The sequence below is a fragment of the Pseudoalteromonas sp. 0303 genome (genome assembly GCF_013349995.1).
Taxonomy (GTDB): domain Bacteria; phylum Pseudomonadota; class Gammaproteobacteria; order Enterobacterales; family Alteromonadaceae; genus Pseudoalteromonas.
In genome coordinates, this window is record NZ_JABVXF010000012.1 from 74,654 (window position 1) to 96,508 (window position 21,855).

Annotated in this window: 15 protein-coding genes; 5 read left to right on the top strand and 10 right to left on the bottom strand. The window is 43.0% G+C overall.

The window, feature by feature from the left end; translation table 11 throughout:
• Nucleotides 1–3 precede the first annotated feature (3 nt).
• The 8 genes from HUS62_RS10190 to HUS62_RS10225 all read right to left on the bottom strand — a co-directional run bounded on the left by HUS62_RS10190 (nt 4) and on the right by HUS62_RS10225 (nt 7,578).
• On the bottom strand, nt 4–468 hold the full coding sequence (locus HUS62_RS10190) for a tripartite tricarboxylate transporter TctB family protein (protein ID WP_054562934.1): 465 nt from the start codon (nt 466–468) through the stop codon (nt 4–6).
• Nucleotides 469–477: 9 nt separating this feature from the next.
• The gene (locus HUS62_RS10195) at nt 478–1,443 is read right to left on the bottom strand and encodes a tripartite tricarboxylate transporter substrate binding protein (RefSeq protein WP_370316435.1); all 966 of its coding nucleotides are present in this window, start codon (nt 1,441–1,443) and stop codon (nt 478–480) included.
• 12 nt (nt 1,444–1,455) lie between these two features.
• The gene (locus tag HUS62_RS10200; protein WP_175079423.1) at nt 1,456–2,697 is read right to left on the bottom strand and encodes an OprO/OprP family phosphate-selective porin; all 1,242 of its coding nucleotides are present in this window, start codon (nt 2,695–2,697) and stop codon (nt 1,456–1,458) included.
• Nucleotides 2,698–2,925: 228 nt separating this feature from the next.
• Complete coding sequence (locus HUS62_RS10205) at nt 2,926–3,585, bottom strand: 3-oxoacid CoA-transferase subunit B (RefSeq protein WP_054562936.1); 660 nt, start codon at nt 3,583–3,585, stop codon at nt 2,926–2,928.
• 11 nt (nt 3,586–3,596) lie between these two features.
• The gene (locus HUS62_RS10210) at nt 3,597–4,304 is read right to left on the bottom strand and encodes a CoA transferase subunit A (protein WP_175079424.1); all 708 of its coding nucleotides are present in this window, start codon (nt 4,302–4,304) and stop codon (nt 3,597–3,599) included.
• Between the two features lie 9 nt (nt 4,305–4,313).
• Nucleotides 4,314–5,075, bottom strand: coding sequence for a 3-hydroxybutyrate dehydrogenase (locus tag HUS62_RS10215; RefSeq protein WP_054552326.1), 762 nt, complete (start codon nt 5,073–5,075; stop codon nt 4,314–4,316).
• Nucleotides 5,076–5,079: 4 nt separating this feature from the next.
• Nucleotides 5,080–6,267 (bottom strand): homoserine O-acetyltransferase, encoded by a 1,188-nt coding sequence (locus tag HUS62_RS10220; RefSeq protein ID WP_058586092.1) that lies wholly within the window; start codon nt 6,265–6,267, stop codon nt 5,080–5,082.
• A gap of 9 nt (nt 6,268–6,276) precedes the next feature.
• Nucleotides 6,277–7,578 carry a GntP family permease gene (locus tag HUS62_RS10225; RefSeq protein ID WP_054562937.1) on the bottom strand — a complete coding sequence of 434 codons (1,302 nt, stop codon included), beginning with the start codon at nt 7,576–7,578 and terminating at the stop codon, nt 6,277–6,279.
• Nucleotides 7,579–7,873: 295 nt separating this feature from the next.
• Between HUS62_RS10225 and HUS62_RS10230 the strand changes: the two genes are divergently transcribed.
• From HUS62_RS10230 to HUS62_RS10250, 5 genes are all read left to right on the top strand, one after another.
• On the top strand, nt 7,874–10,174 hold the full coding sequence (locus HUS62_RS10230) for a TonB-dependent receptor (RefSeq protein ID WP_175079425.1): 2,301 nt from the start codon (nt 7,874–7,876) through the stop codon (nt 10,172–10,174).
• 112 nt (nt 10,175–10,286) lie between these two features.
• Nucleotides 10,287–10,949, top strand: a complete 663-nt coding sequence (locus tag HUS62_RS10235) for a response regulator transcription factor (RefSeq protein WP_054562939.1) — start codon at nt 10,287–10,289, stop codon at nt 10,947–10,949.
• Nucleotides 10,950–11,266: 317 nt separating this feature from the next.
• On the top strand, nt 11,267–12,436 hold the full coding sequence (locus tag HUS62_RS10240) for a DUF547 domain-containing protein (protein ID WP_175079426.1): 1,170 nt from the start codon (nt 11,267–11,269) through the stop codon (nt 12,434–12,436).
• A gap of 182 nt (nt 12,437–12,618) precedes the next feature.
• Nucleotides 12,619–13,785 carry a DUF547 domain-containing protein gene (locus tag HUS62_RS10245; protein ID WP_175079427.1) on the top strand — a complete coding sequence of 389 codons (1,167 nt, stop codon included), beginning with the start codon at nt 12,619–12,621 and terminating at the stop codon, nt 13,783–13,785.
• Nucleotides 13,786–13,947: 162 nt separating this feature from the next.
• The gene (locus HUS62_RS10250) at nt 13,948–16,869 is read left to right on the top strand and encodes a DUF3857 domain-containing transglutaminase family protein (RefSeq protein ID WP_175079428.1); all 2,922 of its coding nucleotides are present in this window, start codon (nt 13,948–13,950) and stop codon (nt 16,867–16,869) included.
• On the opposite strand, the gene HUS62_RS10255 is transcribed toward HUS62_RS10250, so the two are convergent.
• Together HUS62_RS10255 and ylqF are read right to left on the bottom strand one after the other, a co-directional pair.
• Nucleotides 16,866–20,315, bottom strand: coding sequence for a PAS-domain containing protein (locus HUS62_RS10255; RefSeq protein ID WP_175079429.1), 3,450 nt, complete (start codon nt 20,313–20,315; stop codon nt 16,866–16,868). The two genes, HUS62_RS10250 and HUS62_RS10255, sit on opposite strands and share 4 nt — an antisense overlap.
• 421 nt (nt 20,316–20,736) lie before the next feature.
• Nucleotides 20,737–21,690, bottom strand: coding sequence for a ribosome biogenesis GTPase YlqF (gene ylqF, locus HUS62_RS10260; RefSeq protein ID WP_058586080.1), 954 nt, complete (start codon nt 21,688–21,690; stop codon nt 20,737–20,739).
• Nucleotides 21,691–21,855 lie beyond the last annotated feature (165 nt).

The window sequence follows — 21,855 nt, forward strand, 5'->3', positions numbered from 1 at the left end:
AACTTAACTCCACAGATTGCCAGGTACTAAGTAAATGCCCAGTACTTGTGTCATTAAAAACCAAAAAACCACGGCCACAGGCACAGAAGCAAACAACAACACTGCCTTACGGCGTTCGCCCATGATAAAAAAGCCCGTAATTAAAAATGCACTGGTGGCAATTAAAAAGCCGAACGGTTCAAGCATGGCGCTATAAGCCACCATTAAAACCAGCAGTGCAAAGGTACGTAGTAAATTGCCCTTACTGAGTAGCTCTGCTTTTTCTGCTGGCGCTTGCTTTAATAAGTTGGCACCAATCGAAAGTACACACACCACGATACCAAATACTGCATACACTTTTGGTAAGGTTGCAGAAGTAACGCTTTCGTACTCTTCAAATGGCATAAGTGGAATTTGCCAAGCCACAAGGGCGTAGAGGGTAAAGAGGACCAAGAATAAACTCGGTCCAATTAGTTCACGGTTTAACATCGTCTAACCTTAGCCTCGGATAAAACCAAGTTCTTTCATTACAACGCGTAATTGCGCTTCTTGCTGCTCAAGCGATTTAATAAACGCTTCTTTTTCTTGAAATAGATTTAGCCAACCATTGCGGGCACGAACCGCTTCCCATTCAGGGGTTTGTTGCAACTTACGTAGCTTTTCTGTGTACTCGGCAAGTTTGTCTGCTGGTAAATCTGGGGTTGCAAAAAAGCCGCGCCAGTTTACGAACTCCATGTCGTAACCTAGCGACTTTAAGGTTGGAATTGCTGGGTAATCTGGCAATTTATCTGCAGAAGTCACCGCTAAAATACGTGCCTGACCACCATTAGCGACTTCGAGTGCTTCACTTAAGCCTGTTGAAAGTAAGTTGACCTCACCCGACAATAAACCAGCTTTCGCTTTACCACCGGCATCGTAAGGAATGTAACGTAATCGACGACCATCAAGACCCGCCGCTTTAACCGCTTGTGCAGCCACTAAGTGATCCATGCTACCGCGCGCAGAGCCACCTGCTACTTTTACAGAGCCTGGGTCTTTTTTCATTGCATCAATAACGTCTTGCCATGTTTTAAATGGCGAGTCATTACGCACCACAAATGCACCATAATCAGCAATCATGCTGGCAACGGGTGTTAAATCGCGATAGCTGTAAGGAATTTTGCCTGATAATGCGCGCAGTACGATAGGCGTTGAGTTAACCATCAACATATCGCCTTTTTTAGTGCCCGATTCAATCAAGTAAGCAATTGCACGGCCACCGCCGCCGCCCGACATATTCTGAAACGATGCATTGTCTTCAATGCCCGCTTTTACCATTGCTTCACCGACACCACGCGCGGTGGTATCCCAACCGCCGCCTGGGCCACCCGGTACCAAAAAGTGTAAGTTTGCTAAAGCCAGTGGGCTGGCTACTAATAATGAAGCTGCTAAAACAGATCTTTTTAATGATTTAAACATAGTCATAATGCACGACTCCTAAAATAAGTACTGCATACGAGCACTGATGCCCATACCTGAATCTTCATCACCTACCAGCGTAGAAGCACCGGCACCATCAACATCGCTGTAAATCAGGTTGCCCATAAATTTGATATCGCTGCTTAGGTAATATGATGTGCCTAATGTATAAGTGGTTACGTCGGTACCTTGCTGTTTGCTGCTAGCGTTCATTTGTGACACACGGGCAACAAGCTCCCATGCATCTTTAATCCCTTTCGGTTGTACAAATAATGCTGAGCCTGCTTTGTAACGGCGCTGCTCACCACCTAAGAAGTAACTTGCCGATACATGAAAGCCATCAAAACGTTCACCATCAAGTTCGTTGCTACTATCAACCGTATCGAGGTAGCGGCTGGCATATTCAGCCTCTAGAGTGAAAGCATTAGCTTGGTAGGCAAACTCAAGACCGCTTTGCGACATGCTATTTAGCGCTGCGGCTTCACCACCGACTGCGTAATCCACTAAGCGAACATTGGTTTCACGCACTTCACCACGGGCAAAACGAGCGCTCAAATCATTGTCGCCCATATCACGATAAGAGTGCCAAGCACCTAAATGAATCACATCACCCGGCGCTGCACTTGACCAGGTTAAGCGACCTGTTACAGCCAATGTCAGTTTGTCATCTTCGTCATGGCCCGATGCTCCAAACGCATCGTTTTTGTAAACACCCACGGCGTAACGTAAGCCTGAATCTTTAAAGTATTGATAAGCCGAGATACCCCAGCGGAAGAAAGGCGAGAAGGTGTTAGCAAGGGTGCTACGCTCAATAGTATTAATGTGTTTAGAACTGGTTAGCGCATTGAGCGACATGTCTTCACGGATTTTACCGGCTTTTACTTTTAAGCCGTTGTCGAATGCATAACGTACCCGCGCTAACACGATTTCAGCCGTGCCTTCAGAAAATTCGAGTAGTAATTTGTGATCCCAGTTGCCATGTTCACTTTCAACATAAGTACGGATACGACGTGGGAAGAAGTCGCTGCCTCCAGCGCCATCATTGTCGGCATTGTAAGCACCGTCGAAATAGTTGTAATCAAGTTGCACGCGACCACCAAATTCTAGGTTGAAGCCGCTAGATGTTTTTAATGAATCCACTTCTTTTTGAAGTGCATCGAGTTGTTGCTGTAGTTGTTCAGTGTCGCTTTGTGCGAATGCTGATGTACTTGCTAACGCCGCTGCAACGGCTAAAGCGAGCTGTGTGTTACTTGCTTTCATGAATTACTCCACACCAGATTATAATTATTTGTTGTCGTTGATCGGCCTACTGCAAACGGCGATCCGGTTTGGAGCATAGTGTTAACGATAGATTAACGAAATGTTTAGGGGGTAAGTTGCATTGATGGTGATAAATGGCTTTTTGTTCATAAAACTCATGAACAAAAAGCACATTACTGGGGGGTTAGTATAAAATCTAGGCAAATTAGCTGCTTAAAAGTCGCAAAACTAGCTAAAAGTCATCTCAGGAACGTCACCAGAGACAATAAGTTTGCCCTGTGTTTTAGCAATAATCTCATCAACCGAGACACCCGGGGCACGCTCTAATAAATGAAATGCACCGTCTTTTATTTCTAAAAGAGCCAAATCAGTGATCACTTTATTGATACAACCAACACCCGTTAACGGCAAACTACATTCGGTCAGCAGTTTTGATTCACCATGCTTGTTGGCATGGGTCATGGTACAAATAATGTTTTTAGCACCGGCTACTAAATCCATCGCACCGCCCATCCCTTTAACCAACTTTTTCGGGATCATCCAACTGGCAATGTTGCCGTTTTGGTCCACTTCAAAGGCACCCAGCACGGTTAAATCAACGTGGCCGCCGCGGATCATGGCAAAGCTTTCTGCGGAGCTAAATATAGCCGCCCCCGTTGCAGCGGTGACCGTTTCTTTACCTGCGTTGATCATATCGGCATCAACTTGGTCTGCACTTGGGTATGGCCCCATACCGAGTAAACCATTTTCAGATTGCAGCATCACTTCGATGCCATCAGGGACATAATTAGCGACCAAGGTTGGAATACCTATGCCTAAGTTAACGTAGTAACCATCCTGTAGTTCCATCGCCACGCGTTTAGCGATTTGTTCTCGTGATAATGCCATCAGCGTGCTCCTTATTGATTCTCTTGCTTAGTGGTAACTTTCTCGATGCGTTTTTCAAATTCACCTTTAATCACTCGGTCAATATAGATACCCGGCGTATGAATTTGGCTTGGCTCTAGCTCCCCTGGCTCAACAATTTCTTCAACTTCAAGAGCCGTAATTTTGCCTGCGGTTGCTGCCATCGGATTAAAGTTCATCGCCGTATGACGATAAATACAGTTACCGTAGCGATCTGCTTTCCACGCTTTAACTATCGCAAAGTCGCCAGTAATGCTTGGCTCTAATAAATAATCGCGACCATTAATATTGCGGGTTTCTTTACCGTCAGCCACCGGTGTACCGACACCCGTTGCGGTATAAAATGCAGGAATACCCGCACCACCAGCACGCATTTTTTCAGCTAAAGTGCCTTGCGGTGTGAGCTCAACTTCAAGTTCACCATTTAATAGTTGCTGCTCAAATAGCGCGTTTTCACCAACGTAAGAGGCAACCATCTTACTGATTTGCTTGTCTTCAAGTAGCACTCCTAGACCAAAACCATCAACGCCACAGTTATTCGATACCACGGTTAAATCTCGGGTGCCTTGACGTTTAATTTGCGCAATCAGTCCTTCAGGAATACCACATAAACCAAAACCACCGGCTATCACTGTCATGCCATCTTCAAGGCCAGCCATTGCTTCGCTATAACTTGTAACTACTTTATCAAAACCTGCCATTGGCTCCTCCTATTGTGCAGTCCAACCGCCATCAATGGCGATTGCTTGGGCGGTAATATTGCGTGCTGCATCGGCCATTAAAAAGCTAACGGTATGCAGGATCTCATCTAAGCCGATAAATGCTTTTTTCGGCATCGGTGCTAGCATAATCGTGTCGATCACTTGTTGCTCCGAAATGCCATGTTCTTTAGCTTGCGAGGCAATTTGTTGCTCCACAAGCGGCGTTTTTACATACGCTGGGCACACAGTATTAATCGTGATATTGGCATCGCCCGTTTCAAGTGCCATGGTTTTAGCAAAGCCGATTAAGCCATGTTTTGCAGCGATATAAGCCGACTTATATTTAGAAGCCACCATGGCATGAATTGAGCCAATATTAATGATGCGACCAAAATCTTGCTCACGCATGCGAGGGAGTACCGCCTTGGTCATCATCGCCGGGCCAACGAGCATAACTTGCTGTAAGAACTGCCATTTATCAGCCGGAAAATCTTCAAGCTTTGCAACATGCTGAATACCTGCATTATTAATAAGTACATCAATTGGCTGATTAAGCTCAGTGAAAAACTGCTCTATTGCATCACTATCAGCCACATTAAGTGCATACCCTTCGGCGCTACCACCTTGCTCAACAATGCCTGCTGCCGCTTGTTGTGCTGCTTGCTGATTTAAATCAGTCACAATAATAGTGTGACCTTGCATCGCCAGTTGCTGGGCAACATATAGACCAATACCACTGGCTGCACCGGTAATTAAAACTGTTTTGCTCATCGGGCTACTCCTCTAAAAACTCACTGATAAGCTGCGCTTTAGGGGTGATTGAGAAAATACCATCAAGGTGTCCCCAGCCCCCTTCAATTTCTGAAATCTCAACGTCTTTACCTGCCGCTTTCATGGTGTCAAACACTGTACGCATGTTTTCAGGGCGAAGCAGTAAGTCATTCGTTGCGGGTAGTAATAATGTTTTGGCAGAGACATTTTTAAGTGCCGTTGTTAAATCACTTTGCATGCCAGCGGTAAATAACTGTGATGCCCGGACCAAATAAAGTACATGGTTGGCATCTTGCGTTTTCGCTCGTGCCATTGCGCGCTGAGCGAGTACTTGGTTTAACTTAGGCAAGGTACGAATATCTTTTAATGCACCTTCATCCAATACATTAAAGTCAGGGAAGCTCGCGTTATAAATAATAGGATGCATCGCATCTTGCGTAATATTAAGCATGGTTGCCGCTAAGCCATCTAGCGGGCGCTCTTTGCCGTAGTAATTACCTTGCTGCCAATTTTTATCTAAACGAATTGGTAACGCCCATTTTTCAAGTGCAGCGACTGTCCATGCATCCATCGTTGCAGCGCCAATCACATGAATTAAACGCTCTACTTTATCTGGGTAACGTGTTGCCCACTCAAGTGCTTGAAACGAGCCCATTGATGCGCCCATCACAGCATGTAATTTAGTGATACCTAGGCTGTCGAGTAAACGCTTTTGCACATTCACAAAGTCAGTAATCGTAACCACAGGAAAATCTAAGCCATAAGGTTTGCCTGTTTTTGGATTTGTTGATGCAGGGCCTGTGGTGATTACATTTTCATCATGCCAGTTGGCATTCACTAAAGTATCTGAGCTAATCACATAATATTTATTCGTATCGATAGCTTTACCTGGGCCGATAATCGCATCCCAATAACCCGGTAGGGCATCATCCGCTTTATATTTACCTGCAGCATGAGAAGTACCAGAGAAATAATGAGTGATTAAAATCACGTTATCTTTATTGGCGTTTAGTTTTCCGTAGCTTTCCCAGCCAATATCCACTTGCTCTAACGTCACACCAGACACGGTGGTAAAATCTTTTGTCGTAAAATGCTGTTTTTCCACCAGCATAGTGTCGGCTTTATTTGCAGCGCCAAACGCAGTGCTACTAAATACAACCAGCCATAGCAAAATTATTAATTTGGTTTTCATTGCTGTTCCTTAAAAGATAATAAAGAGTCCAAGTGCCAATGCGACACCGATAAGCGGAATAACCGCAGTGAGTGCTGCCATTGACCAATACGCTCGTTGATGCGTTTCTTTACAGATAGCGCGTATTGTTGTGACCACATAACCATTATGCGGCAAGGTATCTAGGGCTCCAGAGCTAATCGCCACTACTCGGTGCAGTTGTTCAGGGTTTACGCCCATATCTAAATAACCTGGTGCGACAAGTGGTAATGCGATGGCTTGTCCGCCAGAAGCAGAGCCAGTTAAACCAGCAATCACACTGACCGCAACCGCAGCACCAACCAACTCATTCCCCGGCATATGGGTCATCACATCGACAGCGGCGGTAAATGCTGGTGATACTTTCGCCACAGCGCCAAAGCCAACCACAGCAGCGGTATTACCGATTGCCACTAAAGCGCCAGTTGTACCAACATTAATGGCGTTACCCATATCGTGAAAATGCTTGAAGTTAATAATCACAATACTCAGTACACCACCAAGTAAGGCAACAATAAGCGCTGTTTGCTGTAGTACATCATGTAGCGTAAATGATAAAAGTAGCACCACGATCAGCGGGATCACACCCGTAATTGGATGCGGACGACGACGCTCAATAATGACAGGATCATCATCGCGCGCTTCAAAGGTTTCGCCGTTAGCAACGGCCTTTTTGATCATCTTGTTTAACCAAAAGTAACCTGCTGTCGCCATGAAAATAGCCACCACTAAGCTCACTTCCCATGCTGCATAAGGTGACGTACCAAGGTGTTTAACCGGGATCCAGTTTTGAATTTCTGGCGAGCCTGCTGAGGTCATGGTAAAGGTCACCGAACCAAATGCCAGCGTTGCTGGAATAAAGCGGCGCGGTAAATTTGCATCTTTAAACAGACTCAATGCCATTGGGTAAACAGAAAACGCAACGATAAAGACGCTCACGCCACCATAGGTTAAAACTGCACAGGCAATCACAACCGCAAGAACGGCGTGTTTCATACCAAGTTTACCCACAATGTAGCTTGCAACACTGTCTGCAGCACCGGTGTCTTCCATGAACTTACCAAATAACGACCCCAGTAAGAACATAAAGAACCACGCACTTAAGAAGCCTGCAAAGCCATCCATATAGGCGTTAATAAAGTTTGTATCTGCCGATACAGGGAAAATGGCCATGCCACTACTAAGTGCAACTAACAGTGCACAGATTGGCGCAGCGATAAATAAATTTACCCCACGCAGCGTTAAAATGATCAGCAGTATTAAACCGCCTAACAGTCCTATCATGCTCAGCATAGACATTCCTATAATTATTGTTATTACACAGATGAGGTGACATCGGAATAATGCTTTCAGTCTTACCCTAAGCGTTCAAAAAATACATAACACTAAGGTACTATCTGCTTTAAAAATAGCTTAATTGCTTGATAAATAAAGGGCTGTGGCGGGTATAGCACTATGGTACTAATTCAATTTCTGCAACTATCTTCTACATTAATTGACAGGTGACACGGGCAAATCTTATTAAGTCTTCGGCAACATCAATGTGAGTGGCCATAAGACTAATGACAACAATAACAAGGAATACAACATGATAAAGCTTAACCCAAAAGTCGCGCCACTTACTCTGGCTGTATCACTTGCTTTGGCAGGTGTCAGTGCTCAAGCGGCAGAACAAGCCGAACCTGCAGCAAAAAAAGGTGAACTTGAACGTATTCAGGTAACAGCACGTAAAACTGTTGAAAACCTGCAAGAAGTTCCTGTTGCTGTAACCTCAGTGGGTGCTGAGGAACTGGCAGAAAATGGCATCGTCGTTATGACCGAAGTTCAACAGTTCTCGCCAAATACCACCCTGCAAGCAAGCCGTGGTACTAACTCTACAATTACCGCGTTTATTCGTGGTGTAGGTCAGCAAGATCCTCTTTGGGGGTATGAGCCAGGCGTAGGTATTTATATCGATGATGTCTACCTTGCTCGTCCACAGGGTGCCGTGCTTGACCTTCTTGATGTGCAACAAATCGAAGTATTACGTGGTCCACAAGGGACGCTTTACGGTAAAAATACCATCGGTGGTGCGATTAAATACGTCACCAAAGAAATGAGCGGTGATGCAACCTTAAATATTCAAGGCACTGTAGGTAGCTATAACCAAAAAGATTTAAAAATTACTGGCCAATTACCAATTGTTGACGAAAAGCTTTACGTGGGCTTTGGTTTTGCAACGCTTAACCGTGATGGCTTTGGCGAGTTTTTAACGTCTTCTCTTGATAACCAAGACCGCGAAAACTACAACAAAGACGTAACCGCAGCTCGCGTTACACTCGAATACACTCCGACTGACGACTTATTCTTCCGTTTCGCGTGGGATAAAACAGAAGACAAATCAAACGCAAAAGGTGGTTACCGTTTACTACCAAGTATTCTTACTGATGCGCCAGTTCCAGACAGCGTGTATGACTCTTACACCAGCTTACCAACATGGAACAAGGTTGAACTAGAAGGCTATAGCCTAACTGCTCGTTGGGATATGACTGACCGTACTAGCATTAAATATATTGGTTCAAGCCGTGAGAGCTACTCACCGACTAATATCGACTTTGATAACACGTCAATTCAAATTTTCGATGTACCTGCTATTTACGATGATGAGCAAACCACTCATGAGTTACAGCTAAATCATCAAGGCGATAACTATAAACTGGTTTCGGGCCTTTACTACTATGATGGTGAATCTTGCGGTCAATTCCAAGCTATCTTAAAAGTATTAGGTCAGGCACTAGGTGGTCCAAGCTTAACTCGTGAAACAGGTGGCTGTAGTAACTCAAACAGTAAAGCAGCGTATATCCAAAGCTCGATTGACTTAACCGATAAATGGTCAATGACACTCGGCGCACGTTACACTAAGGACAAAAAAGAGGCGAATGTTTATAACGGTTTAATTTTTGATACAGTCTACCCTGAATCAGATTGGATCCCTGGTTACACTCGCCCAGAAGGTCAACTTGTACCAACGGTACTCGATGATGAGGAAGAATGGTCACGCTTCACACCGCGCGCAGGTGTTGAATATCAGTATTCAAACGACATCATGTTCTTTGCAAGTTATGCGCAAGGCTTTAAATCAGGTACTTTCAACCCACGAGCAAGCACGGCTGAGCCTGCTGCAAAACCAGAAATCGTTGATTCATTCGAAATCGGCATGAAGAGTGAGTGGAATAACAACTTACGTGCAAACGTTACCTTATTCTCACTTGACCATAAAGATCGCCAATATATTTCCGTCTTACCTGGTGAAACAGATGCAGATCTAAACCAGCGTTTAGGTAACATTGGTGAGTCAACATCAGATGGTATTGAGCTTGAGCTTAACTATGTTGCAACAGAATCACTCAGCTTTGATGCATCAGTAGGTTACATCGATAGTAATTTCGATAACGTAATTGATTACGACCCAGAAACCGGTGAAGCATTCGATAAATCAGATCGCTTTACGGTATCAAACACACCTGATTTAACCTTTAATCTGGGTGCAACGTACCGTATGTACACAGAAATGGGTGACTTCGTCATCAATGGTAACTACTACCACAGAGGCGACTACGCGCTATTCGAAGAAGATAGCCTATTAACGCAAGATGCTTACGGTATCTTTAATATGGGTATCACTTGGTACAGCACAGATGGTCACTGGACTGCAGGTCTTTACGGTAAAAACTTAACGGATGAAGAGTACATGATTGGTGGTTACCAATTCGTGGCACCTGATCCAACAGATCCAACAGACCCAACAGATATCAGCAAATACACTCCAGGTTTAGGTGGTGATAATACCCTGATTGGTTACTACGGCGACCCTCGCACTGTAGCCTTCACTGTTGGTTACCGTTTCTAAAATAGAATCTAAATCCTTGTGTGAGAAAGGTTTGTCTGAAACTTCCCCTCAGGCAAACCTTGTTTCAAAGCGCAAAATCACTTATAACATAACGCATTGGAGAATCGAGGGAATGTCTTTAGCTGTGAACACCATAATCGCCGATGATCACCCGTTATTTAGAAGTGCGCTGCGTCAAGCTGCCGCGACATCAGTGCCTGAAGAACATATTAAAGAGACCAGTGACATTGATGGTTTGTTTACACTGTTAAGCGCTCACCCTGAGATTGAACTAATATTTTTAGACCTTACGATCCCAGGTGCAAATGGCCTACAAGCCCTTTCGCAACTGCGTAACCACTACCCTGATATCTTAGTGATCATGGTCTCTGCCAATGAGACACCCGCCATAATCAAACAAGCTATGAGCCTTGGCGCTGCAGGCTATATTCCTAAGTCATCTTCTTTAGATGTTATCAGTGAAGCAATTAGTCATGTACTCAATGGCGACACTTGGTTACCACCTGAAGTAGATTTAACTGATGTGGTGATCAACGACGAACAAAGCGAATTTGCTCGTAACCTTGAAAAACTAACCCCCCAGCAATACCGCGTACTAGCGATGATTGCCGACGGTTTATTGAATAAGCAAATCGCCTTTGAAATGTCGATTCAAGAAACCACAATCAAACAACATGTGTCAGCGATTTTACGCAAACTCAATGTTTATAACCGTACTCAAGCGGGCATTTTATTTAATCAACTTTCGCAGGTTGGCAAAATCGAAGAAAGCTAATTTAAGCATTCACTCCCAGTTTTAAAACTCGCTTTCCCAGTAGTGGGAAAAGCTCACGTTCTAAAAAACAACAAACTGTTATTTTTTCAAAAGCTTAAATATTACCACAGGCATCGGGCTTGTGATAACCCGAGAACTTGTGCGCAACCAAGGCTTTGAGTTATCGATAAATTCAAAACCCCAGCAAGGCACAGAAGCCAACATCATCGTACCTATTTAATTAACAAAAGTTAGTATTTTTAACAAAAACAACAGATTGTTGCGCTTTCAGAAAAACCACGCTATGTTTATTTTTTAAACTACGGAAGGTAATAAAAATGAAAAACGCTATAAAACCCATCGTATTAGCAACATCACTTATTCTAGTTACAGCCTGTAATTCAACGACTCCTATTAATAAAACAGCAACGACAGCCATAAACCAAGAAAAATTTAGCCAATTTCATCAGTACGATGAAAAATCAAATATCACCCTTGAGTACACTGACTACGGGCAAATATTAAATGCCTCGGTGATTGATTTAGGTATGTCAGACCGCTATCGCATTTCACAAAACACAACCAAAATTGGCACGCGGTTGTCGTCGAATCCAAAACCGTCGACTGCAACAGAAGCAAACCGCTTTTATTATGATTCGTACAAAAAGAATCCTCAGATGAAGCAAGACTTGCAACTAGTGCAAGAAAATATGGCCGATCTGCCAAACAAAATTAATTTAAGTAACTTACCAAAATCAGAGTTACTCGCTTACTGGCTCAATCTTTATAACGTGACGGTACTCAATGAGTTAGTGCAGCAGTACCCTGTTAAGAACCTGACCAAGTTATTAAATGAAGAGCCAAGTTTTTTTGATAAGCCACGCTTTAACTTTAACGGTAACCAGTATTCATTAAACGACATTGAGTACAACATTGTTGCACCGCTATTTAACAATGACCCGCTATTAATATATGGCTACTACCGTGGCTACATTGGCAGCCCAAATTTGCTTGACCACCCATATACAGCAAAAAATGTGTTTGCAGCCCTAACCACCAATGCAGTGCAGTTTGTTAATTCAAACCGTGGTAGTGTGATAGGTAACCATAGCACTCGTGTTTCTTCTTTATACCTTGAAAAGAAAAACTATTTTCCTAACTTTGAAGAAGATTTAGCTGACCACCTTCAATCGTTAGTAATTCAAGAGCCAGATAAAGACCAAGCTGTACAAAACCTCTCTTTTAGTATCGATAACTACGACATTACCGACATTCTAGGTACCGATGTTGAATATGGTGGAGGTAATGCAATTGTTGTCGATCCGAGTATTGTAGCAGAGGGCTTTGATACTAATTTTGTTACTTATGGTGAAAACTTAACTAAAGAAGTCGGCCATGTAAGCCCGTTACGCCGCGAGATTTTGCAAAAAATCACGCAAAAATACTATGAAGCAAATACTCGCGTTGAAATAAAAGACTTACCAGCTAAAGAGTCTGAAGATAAATAATATAACCCTAAAGCGGCTCGCTATAAGCCGCTTTAATACTCCCTTAAATACCCAACTAAAACACTTAGCAAAACCGCAATAGCCAACTTTAAGTCTTGTTTTTTCTGTGTTAATTACCTGGATATTGCCAATTTAAAGCAAAAGTAACATGTTTATTTTTTGTACTAAGGAAGGTGGTAAAAATGAAAAGCGCTATAAAGACCATCGCATTAACAACATCACTTATTTTGGTAACGGCCTGTAATTCAACGGCTCCTATTAATAAAACAGCCATCACAGCAATTAACCAAGAAAAATTTAGCCAATTTCATCAGTATGATGCAAACTCAAACATTACTCTTGATTACGCTGGCTATGGGCAAATATTAAGTGCTTCGGTCATTGATTTAGGCATGTCTGACCGCTACCGCATCACCTCACACACCACGACGATTGGTACACATTTATCATCCAACCCTAAACCTTCGACAGCAACAGAAGCAAACCGCTTTTATTATGATTCATATAAAGACAATCCTAAAATGAGGCAAGCCTTGCAGGTCATACAAAAAAATATGGCCGACCTGCCAAATAAGATTAACTTGAGTAACTTGCCAAAGCCTGAACTGCTCGCTTACTGGTTCAATCTTTATAACGTGACGGTACTCAATGAGTTAGTTCAGCAGTACCCAGTAAAAAACTTATCTAAGCTAATAAACGAAGAGCCAAGTTTTTTTGATAAGCCACGCTTTAATTTTAACGGTAATCAATATTCATTGAACGATATAGAGTACAACATTGTTGCACCGCTATTTAACAATGACCCGCTATTAATATATGGCTATTACCGTGGTTATATTGGTAGCCCAAATTTACTTAACTACCCATATACAGCGAAAAATGTATTTACCGCCCTGACTAACAATGCAGTGCAATTTGTAAATTCAAATCGAGGCAGTGTTATTGATACTCATAGCACACGTGTTTCTTCGTTATACCTTGAAAAGAAAAACTATTTCCCTAACTTTGAAGAAGACTTAGCTGATCATCTTCAATCGTTAGTTATTCAAGAACCAGATAAAGACCAAGTTGTGCAAAACCTCTCTTTTAGTATCGATAATTACGATATTACCGATATTTTAGGTACCGATGTTGCTTACGGGGGAGGTAATGCAATTGTTGTCGATCCTAGTATTGTGGCAATGGGCTGGGATAAAACATTTACTACCTATGGTAACCACTTAACTAAAGCAGGCACTGTAAGCACATTACGCCGCGAGATTTTGAAAAAAATCACGCAAAAATACTATGAAGTAAATAGCCGCGTTGAAATCACTGACTTACCTGATAAAGAAAGCACTGAAAACTAGCGCTTATTGAGCATTGGACCTAAAAAGAAGCATTTATATTGAATTTTATTTGGCTCATGCCGTGAAATTCAGTAATTTGTCATATAAAACTAAACGTAATTAGAAAATAACAATGAAATGGATGCACTTACAACTTAAGGTACTGGCTGTTTTTTATTCTTTGTGAGCTGCTTTGCAGCCGCAGAAGACTATCAGGTTGCCCCCGCAGCTAACTGGGTAAAACACCATGAGTTACTTACCCCTGAGATACCTCGAGACCAAATACGAGACGGGACTTTCTACCTGATGCTCGACACTCAGCTTCAGGTATCTGAGCAAGCCCCACAGCAACGCTTTAATCGCACCGTAATGCAAGCGGTCAATCAGTCTGGGGTTGATTATATAAGCCAGCTGAATATTGATTTTGACCCAAATTATCAATCTCTTACGCTCAATAGTTTAGGCATTATTCGTGACGGCCAATATATAGATAAACTAAATAGTGCCGAGCTTCAGGTGTTACAGCGCGAGACCGACTTAGCAAGTCGTATATACAATGGTACCTTAAGCCTAAATGTCATTATTGATGATATGCGGGTCATGGATATTTTAGATTACAGCTATACGGTTTCGGGGAGTAATCCGGTTTATCAACACTTCAGCACCATGCGCACACTAAACTGGTCGGTGCCGATAGTGCAGCAATTTATGCGGGTAAAGTGGCAAAAGCCTTCGCCCTTATATATCAACTTTATGAATGGTGAGTCGCCAGTTACTAAAACCAAGCTCGATACGGGTTTTGACTACCAAATTAGCCAACACAATGAGCCGACCCTTAGCTCTGCAAGCGAAGTACCGCATTGGTATTCGCCTTACAAAGAGGTGTATTTTTCTGAAGTAAATAATTGGCAAGAGGTAGTCAATTGGTCGTTACCTTTGTACCAATCAGCCATCGAAGTGAGTCCAGCTATTGACACAATTGCTCGTCAAATTAAGTTTCAACATGCCGATTTAGAGTCTCAAATTGTGGCTGCCCTGCGCTTTAGCCAAGACGAAGTACGTTATTTGGGCCTAGAAATGGGCACCAACTCGCACCAGCCTACTCCTGCATCAGAAACCTTGGCACTGCGCTATGGCGACTGTAAAGACAAAACCGTCTTGCTCATTTCTTTACTTAAAGCGCTCGGCGTAGAGGCTCATCCAGCTTTAGTTAACACCGAAGACAGAAAACGTACTGCCAGCTTACCGGTCTCTCCTAGCTTGTTTGACCATGTGATTGTCACCTTAGAGCACCAAGGTAAGCGCTATTGGCTTGATCCGACCATTTCTTACCAGCGCGGCGATTTAGAACATTTAGCTCAACCGAACTACGATGTAGCGTTAATCATAAAGCAAGGTGAAACAGGCTTTACAGATATGTTCACAGAGCCTGCCCTAAAACGCATACAGGTTTTTGATAATTATCAGATCCCAGAAGGTATTGATGAGCCAGTTAATTTCTCAACTCAATATAAATACGGCGACTTTGAAGCAATTAGCCGCCGCAGTTCAATCGCTAAAAACAGCTTAAAAAGCGTAGAAGATGATTACCGCGAATATTATCAAGATACCTACAAAGGCTTACAAACAGCCAAACCTATGCTGGTTGAATCTCCAAAGGACACCGGTCAACTAATTACCAATGAGTATTATATTATTGATGACTTTTGGCGACCTGAGGGTAATGATTTTCAAAACGACTTTTACGCCAGTGAAATTCAAAATTCAGTTTATAAGCCAGAACAGCGAGAGCGTAACAATGCACCAATGTGGTTTCGTTACCCAAATAATATCGAAACAACCATAAAGGTTACGTTTACGGATACTAATTGGCAGTTTGATGATGAGCAGGTCACAGTCGACAACCCATTTTTTCATCTCGAGAAACGCGTGACATTTAAAGACTCGGTGTTGACCTTATACTTTGATTACAGTGCTAAGCAGGATCATATTCCAGCCGATCAAATAGACCTTTACCTAAGCGAGCGTAAAAAACTCAATAACGCGACCCATTTCGGCATCATTAAATACGGCACAAATAGCTCAACAACCACACCAGCGGATGACGAAACCAACTGGTATAGCGTTTTTATTTTAAGTTACTTGGCGGCAATCATCTTTTTCATCGCGGCTTGGCGTATAGAAGCAAGTAACCGCCCGGTTTTTGCTGAGCAACAGTTCTACCCTGTCAGTAACAGTAAGTTTGTTATTTACAGCTTATTGAGCTTAGGAATATTCATTCACTACTGGAGCTATCGCAACTGGAAAGCGATAAAAGAGCAGCAACAAAGCCATATTATGCCGATTGCTCGAGGGATATTCGCACCACTGTTTTTTATTCCGTTGTTACTTGAACTTTGCAAGCACAGCGAACAAACCTTTGGCAAAAATAAGATCATGCCCGTCGCGGTTGGGTTCGTGTTATGGCTGGCGATTATCATTTCTGAAGTCGTAAGCTATAACTGGGAATATGGTAGTTGGCTGTTTTTAGTTATACCTATTCTATGGTTGCCACTGGTTAATTACATTCAAAACCTCAAGCAACCAGAACAGGCTCTTGAGTACCACTCTCAGTGGCGAGCGAGGCAGGTTATCATTTCGATATTCATGTTGCCTTGGTTATTTTATGGCTTAATTTATGAGCTATATTTGTTGCCAAGCTCAACCATAGTAACCGGCGATAAGCTTTGGTCCTATCAAGTTAACTTTCTAAAAAGAAAAGAAATTATTCCTGCCAACGAGAATGTGCACTATTTTTATAGTGACGCATTTTTCGATTTTAAAACTGATGGAAACGGCATCACAGAAAACACCATTTTTAGTTACTGGGAAAATGAGCAAGGTGTGCTCGAAAAAGATCAACGCCGCTTTAGTGACATTAAAGAGATCAACGTTGATTATGCTAAAAGCGCCCTACTAACCACCACGGTAACTGTCATTGACCACAATGGTGATGAAATGCTGTTATTTTTGAGCCATGAAGATGACTTAGATAAGAAGTTTGTCGCTGAGGTAGAGCGCTTAATTAAAGCCAATACCCCAACAACTGAGCAAAACGCAGATTAAGTCAGTCGCTTAATCATGCGCTTTAAGGCAGGCGCTTTCAGAGGCTTATAAAGTAATGGGTAGCCCGCATCGAGCACTAACTCGCGTATGCCTTCGTCATGATTCGCAGTATTCACGATGGCAGGTAAGCGTGTTAGTGCCGCTTGTTCAATCACTTCTAGTCCTGTTACCCCATCATCCAGCTGATAATCAATAATCAACAATTGCGGCAGGGCTTGGCTTGCCTTTAACTGCTCAAGCTCCGCTAAGTTAGTGGCTGTTGAAATTTCACAGCCCCAATTCTCGAGTAGCTGCTTTAATGCCTCTAACACGTTGCGGTCGTTATCAAGCAACCAAATACGCAATTGCCCCAGCTCTGTTTCTTGTGATGCCTCAGCACCTTTCGCTTGCGCTGGCGCAGCACTCACTTTACAAGGCAGAGTTAGGGTAAATTGCGTGCCTTTACCAAGCTCAGACCCCATCACTAGGGGGATTTTAAGTAAGTCACATATACGTTTAGTGATTGCCAACCCTAAGCCTAACCCCTCGGCGCTTGGCTTTGCACCAAGCTGTTTAAACTCTTGGAAAATAGTTTGTTGATCGCTCGATGCAATACCAATCCCTGTGTCTTCAACAATAAAGGATACATGGTCATCGTCGTACTGCATTTTTAAGCGAACCTCACCTTGCTCGGTATAACGAATCGCATTACTCAAAAGGTTACGCAGCACTCGTCGCAGCAGCGCTTTGTCAGTATGCAAGCGCACATCACAGGTTTCAATAATAAACTTTAAGCCTTTTTCGCGGGCAAGGGCTTCGTAGTCATTACGCAATGGTTCAACCAACGAGCTGGCAGCAAACTCGCTCATTTGTACTTTAAACGAGCCCGAATCGAGCTTGGTTAACTCTAAAATACTCGATAACAACTCTTCGGCGCTGCCCAATGAATTCTTAATATTCATCGCCAGCTCTTTAAGTTCGGTGTCTTGGGCTTTTTCATTCATTAAAGAACAAAACAAGCTCGCGGCATTGAATGGTTGCAATAAATCATGGCTGGCAGCAGCAAAAAAGCGTGTTTTACTGACCGTTGCTTGTTCCGCCACTTGCTTTGCCATCGACAACTCTTGGTTTGCTTGAGTCAATGCCAAGGTGCGTGCTGCGACTTTTTCTTCGAGGCTAACATTGGCTTCTGTTAACGCTTTTTGTTGTTTTACGAACTCGGTAATGTCGGTATAGGTTGTTACAAAGCCGCCACCTGGCAGTGGGTTACCTTGCATTTCAAACACCCGGCCATCATTGTGCGAGCGCTGATATTTATAAGCGCTGCCTTGGCGTAAATAGGCTAAACGTTTTTCAACTTCGCTGGTCATGCTCTCGCCGCTGAATAGGCCGCGCTCGGCATTAAAACGAATAATGTCGGCAACAGGGCGGCCTATGTAAAGCGCATCATCTGGGTAGGCGAACATGTTTTTGTAGCCTTGGTTCCAAGCTACCAAGCGCAGCTCACTATCAACTACACTGATCCCTTGCTGAATGTTTTCGATTGTTGATTGCAGTAAGTCACGATTAAATTTAAGTACTTGGCTTGCTTCATCAACAAACTCGGCAACCTGCTCTAGAGGCTGGCGCTGCTCATTTTTCGCCACATCTAGAATAAGCCGTGCCGATGCGCCGCCGATCACCGCAGACATCTCGCGCTCAACTAATAGCTCTAACTCGACATTGGCAGGGCGCTTCCACTTACTTTTATCATCCGGAAAGTAATGATTTACCAAAGACTGTGCCGCTTCTTTTTCGGCAAATCGTTGCAATAGTGCACCTAGATCATGGTAGCTCAAAGGCTGTAGATGATTGCTTACCTTCGAATCATTCAGCTGCGAAACAAACTTATTACTCTGTAAGCGTTCAGCCAAGGTTGCACGACTAAATAACGGCACTAAGAAATACACTAAACAGTTCGCACCTAACGATAGCAATAGAGCTTGGCTAATGCTTTCCATGCCTAATGAGAATAAGTCGGTTGGCGCTAACCAGCTTATTCCCCACGGTCCATTCACAAGCCATAAACTATCGCTTCCTAAACCTCCGGCGATATTCGGTAGTAAAAGTGTGTATCCCCAAATAATAAAGCCGCTTAAAATCCCCAATTGCGCGCCGCGACACGATGCTTGTCGCCACCATAAGCCTATGATCATGGCCGGCGAAAATTGCGCGACTAAGGTGAACGACATCAAACCCACATTGGCAAGGGTTGTACTTTCGCCCAGCACTCGGTGAGTGAAGTAACTAAGCAATAGAATCAATACGATAACGATTTTACGCGCATGTAATAGGTTATTTTTATCAAGCCCGCGACTACTCGATGTAAGCTGGGAACGGCGTAAAATAAACTGGTTAATAAAGTCATTAGTGATCATCACTGAAAGCACAATTGATGACACAATCACCATACTGGTTGCCGCTGAAAAGCCACCTAAAAAGGCTAATAACGCCACAAAGGCATCATCAGCCGCCATGGGTAAAGCCAATACAAAGGTGTCGTAGCCGACTTCTTGACCTTGAAAGTAAATTAATCCGGCGTATGCAATCGGTAGAATAAACAGGTTAATAAGTAAGAGGTAAATCGGAAATAGCCAACGCGCCGAGGCCAGCTCTTTATCGTTATTTTTTTCGATAAAGCTCATGTGGAATTGTCTTGGCAAACATAAGGTTGCCAAAATACCAAGCAAAGTATGAGCAACATACACATAGGTTGGACTTTGTGTGGCCGCCACTTGCTGATCAATATTTAGGTCATGCGCTTTTTCAAACAGAGCCACTGGGCTGTCGAATAGAGCAAAGCACACATACAAACCCACCGCTAAAAACGCCAATAACTTAACCACAGATTCAAAGGCAATACTGGCAATCAATCCTGGGTTATGTTCGCTGGGTTTTAACCGCCTCGCGCCGAATAAAATAGCAAACAGTGCCAATACAATCGTGATATAAAAAGTACTATCGGCCCATACTTCATGGCTTTGTGTGGCAGCGCGGTCGGTAAGTAAGTTGATACTTTGTGCCGTTGCGCTTAGCTGTAAAGAGATATAGGGCACAATGGCAATCACTGAAATCAATGAAATGAACCCAGACAAACTCGACGATTGACCATACCGAGTGGCAATAAAATCTGCCATTGAGGTTATTTTTTGCTGCCGACAAATATGTGCTATGCGGCAATAGACTTGCCAGCCAAAAATGAATAGCAAAATAGTCCCAGCATAGGTCGGAGCCAACCACCAACCGTTGTAAGCAGCTTGTGCTGTGGTACCAAAAAACGCCCAAGAGGTGCAATACACCCCAAGTGATAAACCATAGGTTAAGCCTTTAAAAGGCAATACTTTTCTTTTATCAGCCCAGCCTGCAACCGCAAATAAAATTGCCAGATATACAATTGCAAGAAGGCTTATTGACCAAATTGAGAACATCGCATGTGATTATTTTAATTGTTATAGCCCCAGCATAGTTTTTATTGCACGTAATTTACAGCCTAACTTTAGTGCTAATGCATTGTATTACGGAAGTTTAAAAAACAAACACAAAGAAATGAGAATTATTTTTAATTGAGTGTTGACAGCCACGTAAATCTAATTGATAATCACTATCAACAAGACAATAAAGTGTTATGACTTGTTCGGAATAAACTGATTTGTTTCTCGACCCTGAAACACGTGTGGCCCACGATAAAGCTAAGATCGCCTGTTGCTAATCGCAACGCCCCTTGATATTGGCAACAGGTGATCGCCCTACTATTTTACTTGCTACATTGCTCATATCGGTGACGGTAGATATGAAACTCAAAAAGCCCTTACAGGGCTTTTTTTATGTCTAAAAATTAATGCATTAACTTTATCGACGGTTCTTACGTGCACGTGCACGGCGTTGCTTTTTCTCTTCTTCTTTAGCGGCTTTTTTCGCCTCTGCAGCAGCGCGAAGCTCAGCAACCATTTGCTCTTCTTCTTCACGCATAGCCGGTGTTTCCATGGTAATACGACCAATAATGCCATCGCGTAATTCGTTGATAAGAATTTCAGACATTTTGTAAGTATCGATTTGATTACCACCGCGGATACAACCACGCTTTTTACCTGCCATTTCAACAAACTCCCAGTCAGACTCCGGTAGCTCATCAATTTTATAGCGGCTTTTTAAAAGTTCTGGGTATGCTTGCAATAAATATTCAGCGGTGTAACTTGCCACTTCTTCGTAGTCGATAGCGGTATCACGAATAGCGCCAGTTGCCCCTAAACGATAACCTGAGTTTTCGTTCTCTACTTTAGGCCATAACATACCCGGTGTGTCGTAAAGCATAATGCCATCGTCAAGCTTAATACGTTGCTGCGCTTTGGTTACCGCAGGTTCATTACCTGTTTTTGCCACGATACGGCCAGCTAAGGTATTAATAAGAGTTGATTTACCAACGTTTGGAATACCCATGATCATGGCTTTAATTTGTTTATCAGCGCCTACTTTATGGGGCACTAATTTTTTACAAAGCTCATTAATACGATGTACTTCACCCGCTTTATCATTACCAAAATCAATCGCTTTCACGCCACTTTGCTGCTCAAAGTAGTCTTTCCACGCTTGCGTTAACTTAGGATCAGCCAAGTCCGCCTTGTTCATGATTTTGATCACCGGCTTGTCGCCACGCAGCGCAGTAACCATTGGGTTTTCACTACTATAAGGAATACGGGCATCAAGTACCTCAATGATCACATCCATCTGTGGCATGATTTCTTTAATTTCGTTTCGGGCTTTGTTCATGTGACCCGGGAACCACTGTATTCCTGTTCTACTCATTTGATTTATATTACCTTTATTTTAAGGCTTTTGCCCATGGGTACTAATGTGGGTACTAAAACATAACAGTGTTTTTGTACTTCGATATAAGTGATCTTACTACAAACCTGAAGAAATTAACTATTACTAACGGGTATTCAAGGATAGATTCAAAAAAAAGCAAAA

Excerpts from the sequence above, each read along its gene's own strand:
- HUS62_RS10200 (WP_175079423.1), bottom strand. The coding sequence starts at position 2,697 with ATGAAAGCAAGTAACACACAGCTCGCTTTAGCCGTTGCAGCGGCGTTA.
- HUS62_RS10210 (WP_175079424.1), bottom strand. The coding sequence starts at position 4,304 with ATGGCAGGTTTTGATAAAGTAGTTACAAGTTATAGCGAAGCAATGGCT.
- HUS62_RS10255 (WP_175079429.1), bottom strand. The coding sequence starts at position 20,315 with ATGTTCTCAATTTGGTCAATAAGCCTTCTTGCAATTGTATATCTGGCA.
- HUS62_RS10195 (WP_370316435.1), bottom strand. The coding sequence starts at position 1,443 with ATGACTATGTTTAAATCATTAAAAAGATCTGTTTTAGCAGCTTCATTA.
- HUS62_RS10240 (WP_175079426.1), top strand. The coding sequence starts at position 11,267 with ATGAAAAACGCTATAAAACCCATCGTATTAGCAACATCACTTATTCTA.
- HUS62_RS10190 (WP_054562934.1), bottom strand. The coding sequence starts at position 468 with ATGTTAAACCGTGAACTAATTGGACCGAGTTTATTCTTGGTCCTCTTT.
- HUS62_RS10220 (WP_058586092.1), bottom strand. The coding sequence starts at position 6,267 with ATGAAAACCAAATTAATAATTTTGCTATGGCTGGTTGTATTTAGTAGC.
- HUS62_RS10225 (WP_054562937.1), bottom strand. The coding sequence starts at position 7,578 with ATGCTGAGCATGATAGGACTGTTAGGCGGTTTAATACTGCTGATCATT.
- HUS62_RS10230 (WP_175079425.1), top strand. The coding sequence starts at position 7,874 with ATGATAAAGCTTAACCCAAAAGTCGCGCCACTTACTCTGGCTGTATCA.
- HUS62_RS10215 (WP_054552326.1), bottom strand. The coding sequence starts at position 5,075 with ATGAGCAAAACAGTTTTAATTACCGGTGCAGCCAGTGGTATTGGTCTA.
- HUS62_RS10205 (WP_054562936.1), bottom strand. The coding sequence starts at position 3,585 with ATGGCATTATCACGAGAACAAATCGCTAAACGCGTGGCGATGGAACTA.
- HUS62_RS10235 (WP_054562939.1), top strand. The coding sequence starts at position 10,287 with ATGTCTTTAGCTGTGAACACCATAATCGCCGATGATCACCCGTTATTT.
- ylqF (WP_058586080.1), bottom strand. The coding sequence starts at position 21,690 with ATGAGTAGAACAGGAATACAGTGGTTCCCGGGTCACATGAACAAAGCC.
- HUS62_RS10245 (WP_175079427.1), top strand. The coding sequence starts at position 12,619 with ATGAAAAGCGCTATAAAGACCATCGCATTAACAACATCACTTATTTTG.